This is a genomic window from Sphingomonas sp. (assembly GCF_039595165.1).
Lineage (GTDB): Bacteria > Pseudomonadota > Alphaproteobacteria > Sphingomonadales > Sphingomonadaceae > Sphingomonas.
The window spans coordinates 1-7,711 of record NZ_JBCNMA010000149.1; the positions used below are offsets into that span (position 1 = coordinate 1).

Below are 7,711 nucleotides of genomic sequence, written 5' to 3' on the forward strand. Positions count from 1 at the left end.
GTCGAGCATGCGCTTGTAGGTGCGCACTTCGAACTGCTCGCGGCTCTTCTTGTCGATGTGGGGGCCACGGTTGACCGTGAACTTCTCGATCTTCGTCGGAAGCGGGATCGGGCCACGGATGAGAGCGCCGGTGCGGCGCGCGGTGTCGGCGATGTCGCCGGTCGCCTGGTCGAGCACGCGGTGATCGAACGCCTTGAGGCGAATGCGGATGTTGTTGTCCATGTCCCTACCGATGTGAAAGAGCGGGACCCGTTGCCGGATCTCTTGCTGTCAAACCAAAACTGGAGGGGCGCCCTTACAGGTGCCCTCATAAAAAAGCAACCGCCCGGCCCCGAATTTCCGGGGCCGGGCGGCGCTTGCTTCTCAGCTTACTTGTCGATGCTGCTGACGACGCCGGCGCCGACGGTGCGGCCGCCCTCGCGGATCGTGAAGCGCTGGCCGACGTCCATGGCGATCGGCGCGATGAGCTTGATGCCCAGCGCGACGTTGTCGCCCGGCATGACCATCTCGGTGCCCGCGGGCAGCTCGATCGTGCCGGTCACGTCCGTCGTGCGGAAGTAGAACTGCGGACGATAGTTCGCGAAGAACGGCGTGTGACGGCCGCCCTCGTCCTTCGACAGGACGTACACTTCCGACTGGAAGTCGGTGTGCGGGGTGATCGAACCCGGCTTCGCGAGCACCTGGCCGCGCTCCACCTCTTCACGGCCCACGCCGCGGATCAGCGCGCCGATGTTGTCGCCGGCCTGGCCCTGGTCGAGCAGCTTGCGGAACATCTCGACGCCGGTCACGGTGGTCTTGCGGACCTCCGGATGGATGCCGACGATCTCGACTTCCTCGCCGACCTTGACCACGCCGGTCTCGACGCGGCCGGTCACCACGGTGCCGCGGCCCGAGATCGAGAACACGTCTTCGATCGGCATCATGAACGGCTTGTCGAGCGGACGATCCGGCTGCGGGATCGACTCGTCGACCGCGGCCATCAGCGCCAGGATCGCTTCCTTGCCCAGCTTCGCGTCCGAGCCCGACAGCGCGGCGGTCGCCGAACCACGGATGATCGGAATGTTGTCGCCGTCGAACTCACGCTTCGAGAGCTCCTCGCGGACCTCCATCTCGACGAGCTCGAGGATTTCCTCGTCGTCGACCAGGTCGACCTTGTTGAGGAACACGACCATGGTCGGCACGCCGACCTGCTTGGCGAGCAGGATGTGCTCCTTGGTCTGCGGCATCGGGCCATCGGTGGCCGACACGACCAGGATCGCGCCGTCCATCTGCGCGGCGCCGGTGATCATGTTCTTCACATAGTCGGCGTGGCCCGGGCAGTCGACGTGCGCATAGTGGCGGTTCGCGGTCTCGTACTCGACGTGCGCGGTCGAGATGGTGATGCCGCGCTCACGCTCTTCCGGAGCCTTGTCGATGTTCTCGAAGTCGACCTTCTCCGACAGGCCCTCTTCCGCGAGAACCTTGGTGATGGCGGCCGTCAGCGACGTCTTGCCATGGTCGACGTGACCGATGGTGCCGATGTTGAGGTGCGGCTTGTTCCGCTCGAATTTTGCCTTCGCCATTGTTTCCTACCTTCTGAGTCTATTTCCCGGACCGCCATGGGACTCACGAGAACGCGGCCCCATAGCGGGTCAAATCAAGTAACGCCAGCCTTAGGCCAGCTTCGCCTTCACTTCGTCGGCCACGTTCGGCGGCACTTCGTCATAGTGCGAGAACTGCATGCTGTACTGCGCACGGCCCTGGGTGAACGAGCGGAGCTGGTTCACGTAACCGAACATGTTCGCCAGCGGCACCATCGCCTCGACCGTCTGCGCATTGCCGCGGCTGTCGGTGCCCTGGATCTGGCCACGGCGGCTGTTGATGTCGCCGATGACGTCGCCGAGATAATCCTCGGGAGTGACGACCTCGACCTTCATGATCGGCTCGAGCAGCTTGATGCCGGCCTTCTGCGCCGCTTCGCGCATCGCGGCGCGGGCGGTGATTTCGAAGGCGAGCGCCGACGAGTCGACGTCGTGGTACGCGCCGTCATACAGCAGCACCTCGAAGTCGATGATCGGGAACCCGACCAGCGAACCCGTGGTGGCCGTCTCGCGGAAGCCCTTCTCGATCGCGGGGATATATTCCTTCGGAATGTTGCCGCCCTTGATCTCGTCCTTGAAGACGAAGCCCGAACCGCGCTCACCCGGGGTCAGCTTGACCTTGACGCGGCCGAACTGGCCGGTGCCGCCCGACTGCTTCTTGTGGGTGTAGTCGATGTCCACCGGCTTCGCGAGATACTCGCGATACGCCACCTGCGGCGCGCCGACATTCGCCTCGACCTTGAACTCGCGCTTCATGCGGTCGACCAGGATTTCGAGGTGAAGCTCGCCCATGCCCTTGATGATCGTCTGGCCCGATTCGTGATCGGTCGAGACCCGGAACGAGGGATCCTCGGCAGCCAGGCGGTTGAGCGCGATGCCCATCTTCTCCTGGTCGGCCTTGGTCTTCGGCTCCACCGACAGTTCGATCACCGGCTCGGGGAACTCCATCCGCTCGAGGATGATGGGATTCGCCGGATCGCAAAGCGTATCGCCGGTCGTGGTCTCCTTCAGACCCGCGATCGCGACGATGTCGCCCGCGCGCGCCTCGTCGATGTCCTCACGCGAGTTCGCGTGCATGAGGAGCATGCGGCCGATCTTTTCCTTCTTGTCCTTCACCGAGTTCAGGTAGCTGCCCTTCGACAGCGTGCCCGAATAGATGCGCGCGAAGGTGAGCGAGCCGACGAACGGATCGTTCATGATCTTGAACGCCAGCAGCGAGAGCGGCGCCGAGTCCGAGGCCGGACGCGAATCCGGGGTCTCGCCGTCGAGCTTCACGCCCTGCACGTCGGGAATGTCCAGCGGGCTGGGCAGATAGTCGACCACGGCGTCGAGCAGGGGCTGAACGCCCTTGTTCTTGAACGCCGAGCCGCAGACGATCGGCACGAAGTCCATCGCCAGGGTGCCCTTGCGGATCAGCTTCTTCAGCGTCGCGACGTCGGGCTCGTTGCCTTCCAGATAAGCTTCCATCGCCTCGTCGTCCTGCTCGACGACGAGTTCGATCAGGTCGCTGCGATACTTGGCGGCCTTTTCCTTCAGGTCGTCGGGGATCTCGGCATATTCGAACTTCGCGCCCAGCGACTCTTCGAGCCAGATGATCGCGCGGTTCTCGACCAGGTCGACCAGGCCCTTGAAGCCGCCCTCGATGCCGATCGGGAGATACAGCACGGCAGGCTTGGCGCCCAGGCGCTCGACGATCGTGTCGACGCAGTAATAGAAATCGGCGCCGGTGCGGTCGAGCTTGTTGATGAAGCACATGCGCGGCACGCCGTACTTGTCGGCCTGGCGCCACACCGTCTCCGACTGCGGCTCCACGCCGGCAACGCCGTCGAAGCAGGCGACCGCGCCGTCGAGCACGCGCAGCGAACGCTCGACTTCGATGGTGAAGTCGACGTGGCCCGGCGTGTCGATGATGTTGATCAGGTGCTCTTCGCCCTTGCCCTCTTCGGCGCGCCACTTGCACGTCGTAGCGGCGGACGTGATCGTGATCCCGCGCTCCTGCTCCTGCTCCATCCAGTCCATCGTCGCGGTGCCCTCATGGACCTCGCCGATCTTGTAGGACTTGCCGGTGTAGTAGAGGATGCGCTCGGTCGTCGTGGTCTTGCCGGCGTCGATGTGCGCCATGATGCCGATATTGCGATAACGCTCGAGCGGATGGCTGCGGGCCATGATCGTGGGTTCCTTAGCGATGTGGGGAGCCGGACGATCCGGCTCCCCATCATATAGGGTGGATTATTACCAGCGGTAGTGGCTGAACGCGCGGTTCGCTTCCGCCATGCGGTGCGTGTCCTCGCGCTTCTTCACCGCGTTGCCGCGGTTGTTCGAAGCATCCAGCAGCTCACCCGACAGACGCGCCGACATGGTGTTCTCGCTGCGGTTGCGTGCCGACGAGATCAGCCAGCGGATCGCGAGCGCCTGCGCACGCTCGGGACGAACCTCGACCGGGACCTGGTAGGTCGCACCGCCGACGCGGCGGCTGCGGACCTCGATGCCCGGCTTGATGTTGTTCAGCGCTTCGTGGAAGACCCCGATCGGGTCCTTCTTGGCGCGCTGCTCGACGGTTTCGAGCGCCGAATAGACGATGCCTTCCGCGATGGACTTCTTACCGTCCAGCATCACGCTGTTCATGAATTTCGACAGGACCTGATCACCATAGACGGGATCGGGCAGGATTTCCCGCTTCTCGGGACGACGACGACGTGCCATCTCAAATTTCCTTCTTGATCTTCAGCTGGTCCGGAACCTGTCCGGGGCTTACTCTGGCTGAAATTACTTCGGACGCTTCGCGCCGTACTTCGAACGGCTCTGCTTGCGATCCTTGACGCCCTGGGTGTCGAGCACGCCGCGCAGCACGTGATAGCGCACGCCCGGAAGGTCGCGCACACGGCCGCCGCGGATCAGGACCACCGAGTGCTCCTGCAGGTTGTGCCCCTCACCGGGGATGTACGAGATGACTTCGCGGCTGTTGGTCAGGCGGACCTTGGCAACCTTGCGCAGCGCCGAGTTCGGCTTCTTCGGGGTCGTGGTATAGACACGGGTGCAGACGCCGCGCTTCTGCGGGTTCTGCTCCATCGCAGGGACCTTGCTCTTGGCCTTCTGCGGTTCGCGGCCCTTGCGGACCAGCTGGTTGATCGTCGGCATGAAGCCCTTCACCTTTTAAGTTACCGGTTGCCCGGCGGTTACTGTGCTGGAGCCCTGGTTGTGCAATACAAAAGGGCCTGGCGGGCGAACCCCCTGGCCCCTATCTCCAACACCGTTCAGCTCTTGTGCCGCGCGGAACGCCGAAAAGCCGACGGAATCGACTCCCTGCCCCGATGCGGAACGCGCGGCCTATACGCGCGTGCTCCAGGCCGGTCAATGCCGTGCCTCAACGCGTCTCCGCCGGACGATCCGGCCGGTCCGGCACGCGCCAGAAATGGACGAGCTCGCCGCCCACCCGCCGCGTCTGGTCGGGCCGCCAGTCGCCCATGTCGAAGGCATGGCTCACGATCCGCGCGCCGGGCTTGAGCTCGGCCAGCAGCCGGGGACGGAGGCGCAGGTTGACCTCGGGCAACAGGAACATGGTGACGACGTCGGCGGCGGCGAGCTCGGTCTCGAACAGGTCGGCGGTCTCGAATCGCACGCGGTCGGCGACCCCGGCGCGTTCGGCATTGGCCCGCGCCCTGGCCACCATCACCGGATCGATGTCGATACCGAGCCCGCGCGCGCCGCGCTCGCGGGAGGCGGCGATCAGGATGCGGCCGTCGCCGGTGCCGAGATCGATGACATAGTCGCCCGGCCCGACCTGTGCCACCTCCAGCATCTGCGCGACCACCGCCGGCCGCGTGCCGAGATAGGGCACGTCCAGCTTGGGCCCGCCAGTGAACAGCGTCGCGGCCGAGCAGCTCGCCATGGTCGGCGACATGCAGCGCCCGCCGAGCCCGATCAGACCCAGCGCGGCCACCGCCGCAAGCGCTCCGGCGACGCGGATGCGCGCGGCGGGCGAGAGCATCGCCAGCATGCCGCGGCGTCTCGCCTGTTCGTCGCCCTCGCCTTCCGCCATGCCTTCTCCATTCGCCGCTCGCTTAACGCGATTTTCAGGGCGCTGCGCCAATTTCGGACCATGCCGCACGTGATCCGCCACCCTTGCACCTTTGCGCCAGCCCTTTGGCTCGCCGCGGCGCTTGGGATGGCCTGGGCGCTCGGCCTGTTCGCAGGCTGGCTCGATCCGACAGGCGCCGTCAAGCTGCTCCCGGTAACGGCGCTGGCGGTCGCGTTTCATCGGCTGCTTCAAGCGATCGGCGCGAACCGGCCAGCGCAACGAGCCGCTGCGACGCTCGCCCTCCCCCTGGTTGCATTCGACGCGTTGCTCGGCGGCCCGAACGCCCTCCAGGCGGCCGCCTGCGTGACCGCGGTCGCGATGGCGGTCGAGCGGCGCCACGCCGCGATGTTCGCCTGGTGGGCAATCGCACTTGCCTTCGCGGCGCAGGCGCTGCTGCTCGCTCCGTTCTTCCTCGCACTGGCGATCCGGCACCGCGTTCCGGTCCTTTGGCTTGCCCTACCCGCTGTATCGCTGATGGCACGGCTTCCTGGCGGCCTGCCGGATCTAGCGGAGACTGCCACATCGAACGCCCCGAATATCTGGTCGCTCGTCATTGCCTTCGCACCCGAGCAGGCCGCCGCGTTGCTCGCTCTCGCCCTCGCCGCGGCGCTCGGCGTCGCCGCCGCCTATGTCGCGCGCATGCAGAGCGTCGCCACCGATCGGGCCGGACTGGTGGGGCTCGCGGCGCTTGCCGTGCTCCTCGCCGCAGGGCTGCTGCCGCATGCGCAGGCGCGCGATTTCCTGCTCCCGGCTGTGCTGACCTTCGCGCTCGCGATCGCACGCGGCACGCGTGGCAGCCTCACCCTCGTCACACTCGTCCAGCTCGGCGTGATCGCAGCGATGGCCGCCGGGCTCGGAGCCGGAATCGAGCTGGCCGCAGCCGGCGCGCTGTGCCTGATCGCCGCCACCTGGATCGCCACGCAGCCGCTGATTGCCCCTCACGCGAACGATAATCGCGACGGATCGCACGCGATCCCCCTGCCGCACGGGCTGCGCGGCACATTGTCCTTTGATATGATGCCAGCACCGGCGGTTCGGCCTCGGGGGGAGTAAGCTCTATGTTCGGTAACAAGGTGCGCGACGAACGACCGATGATGCCGGTAGCGAATGGCGGTCCGGTCAATGGTCGCCGCGGCATGTTCTCGGTGATCGGCCCGGACGTGGTCATCTCGGGCAACGTCAACGCCACCGCCGAGCTTCATATCGAGGGCCGTATCGAGGGCGACGTCGACTGCGCCGGCCTGATCCAGGGCGCCGAGAGCCACATCGTCGGCGGGGTCACCGCCGAGACCGCACGCATCGCCGGCGCGATCGAGGGCACCGTGCGCGTCCGCCAGCTCACCGTCGAGCGCAGCGCGCGGATCACCGGCGACGTCGAATATGAGAACATCACGATCGAGAATGGCGGCCATATCGACGGCCGCATGCGCCGCATCGGCACGACGACCGTGACCGCGACGCCGCTGATCGCCTCCACCGCGCGCGCGCCGCTCGCCACCACGGTCGAGATCGTCGAGGCGAACCAGAGCGCCGCCTGACCTCCGCTAGTCGGAAACCAGTACCCCGCCCTTGATCACCGCCTTGACCGCGGTGAGCACACGCACATCCTGGAGCGGGTCACCCCCCACCGCGACGATGTCGCCATAGCGCCCGACCGCGATCGCGCCGACGTCCTTGCTGCGGCCCAACGCCTCGGCCGCATCGACCGTGGCCGAGCGAATCGCCTCGAGCGGCGTCATCCCATTCTCGACCATCGTGTGGAACTGCCCCGCCGCGGTGCCGTGGGGCATCACCCCGGCATCGGTGCCGAACACCATCTTCACCCCGGCGGCATGCGCCTTGCGGAAATTGTCGCGCTGGATCTGCGCGATCTCGCGATCCTTGCGCAGATTGTCCTCGAGCACGCCGTTCTTCTTGCCCTCGGCCTGGGTATAGTCGGTGTTGAAGATATCCATCGTGAACCACACCGGCTGCTTGCGCGCGACCGCCAGGCGGATGCCCTCGTCATCGACCAGGCTGGCATGCTCGATCGTGTCGATCCCGGCGCGGATCG

Annotated in this window: 9 protein-coding genes; 2 read left to right on the top strand and 7 right to left on the bottom strand. The window is 66.1% G+C overall.

Going from position 1 to position 7,711, the window contains the following annotated elements; all coding sequences use genetic code 11:
* The 6 genes from rpsJ to ABDV68_RS17145 form a co-directional block, all read right to left on the bottom strand.
* Window positions 1-222: 30S ribosomal protein S10 (gene rpsJ, locus ABDV68_RS17120; RefSeq protein WP_343521316.1), on the bottom strand; the 222-nt coding region annotated here is incomplete at its 3' end.
* A gap of 146 nt (window positions 223-368) precedes the next feature.
* A complete protein-coding gene (gene tuf, locus ABDV68_RS17125; RefSeq protein ID WP_343521317.1) occupies window positions 369-1,562 on the bottom strand; it encodes an elongation factor Tu in 1,194 nt (397 codons plus the stop codon).
* A gap of 90 nt (window positions 1,563-1,652) precedes the next feature.
* Window positions 1,653-3,746, bottom strand: coding sequence for an elongation factor G (fusA, locus tag ABDV68_RS17130; protein ID WP_343521318.1), 2,094 nt, complete (start codon window positions 3,744-3,746; stop codon window positions 1,653-1,655).
* Between the two features lie 66 nt (window positions 3,747-3,812).
* On the bottom strand, window positions 3,813-4,283 hold the full coding sequence (rpsG, locus tag ABDV68_RS17135; RefSeq protein WP_343521319.1) for a 30S ribosomal protein S7: 471 nt from the start codon (window positions 4,281-4,283) through the stop codon (window positions 3,813-3,815).
* A gap of 63 nt (window positions 4,284-4,346) precedes the next feature.
* Complete coding sequence (rpsL, locus tag ABDV68_RS17140) at window positions 4,347-4,718, bottom strand: 30S ribosomal protein S12 (RefSeq protein ID WP_010545715.1); 372 nt, start codon at window positions 4,716-4,718, stop codon at window positions 4,347-4,349.
* 226 nt (window positions 4,719-4,944) lie between these two features.
* Complete coding sequence (locus ABDV68_RS17145; RefSeq protein ID WP_343521320.1) at window positions 4,945-5,619, bottom strand: class I SAM-dependent methyltransferase; 675 nt, start codon at window positions 5,617-5,619, stop codon at window positions 4,945-4,947.
* Window positions 5,620-5,679: 60 nt separating this feature from the next.
* On the opposite strand from ABDV68_RS17145, the gene ABDV68_RS17150 reads away from it, so the two are divergent.
* Window positions 5,680-6,711: a hypothetical protein gene (locus tag ABDV68_RS17150; RefSeq protein ID WP_343521321.1), complete on the top strand. Its 1,032-nt coding sequence runs from the start codon at window positions 5,680-5,682 to the stop codon at window positions 6,709-6,711.
* Between the two features lie 5 nt (window positions 6,712-6,716).
* A complete protein-coding gene (locus ABDV68_RS17155; protein WP_343521322.1) occupies window positions 6,717-7,196 on the top strand; it encodes a polymer-forming cytoskeletal protein in 480 nt (159 codons plus the stop codon).
* A gap of 6 nt (window positions 7,197-7,202) precedes the next feature.
* Here ABDV68_RS17155 and ABDV68_RS17160 read toward each other — a convergent pair.
* On the bottom strand, window positions 7,203-7,711 hold a 509-nt coding region (locus ABDV68_RS17160), incomplete at its 5' end, for an amidohydrolase family protein (protein WP_343521323.1).

Bases quoted from the DNA above. Each gene is read 5' to 3' on its own strand.
- rpsL (WP_010545715.1), bottom strand. From the start codon at position 4,718: ATGCCGACGATCAACCAGCTGGTCCGCAAGGGCCGCGAACCGCAGAAG.
- ABDV68_RS17145 (WP_343521320.1), bottom strand. From the start codon at position 5,619: ATGGCGGAAGGCGAGGGCGACGAACAGGCGAGACGCCGCGGCATGCTG.
- rpsG (WP_343521319.1), bottom strand. From the start codon at position 4,283: ATGGCACGTCGTCGTCGTCCCGAGAAGCGGGAAATCCTGCCCGATCCC.
- fusA (WP_343521318.1), bottom strand. From the start codon at position 3,746: ATGGCCCGCAGCCATCCGCTCGAGCGTTATCGCAATATCGGCATCATG.
- ABDV68_RS17155 (WP_343521322.1), top strand. From the start codon at position 6,717: ATGTTCGGTAACAAGGTGCGCGACGAACGACCGATGATGCCGGTAGCG.
- ABDV68_RS17150 (WP_343521321.1), top strand. From the start codon at position 5,680: ATGCCGCACGTGATCCGCCACCCTTGCACCTTTGCGCCAGCCCTTTGG.
- tuf (WP_343521317.1), bottom strand. From the start codon at position 1,562: ATGGCGAAGGCAAAATTCGAGCGGAACAAGCCGCACCTCAACATCGGC.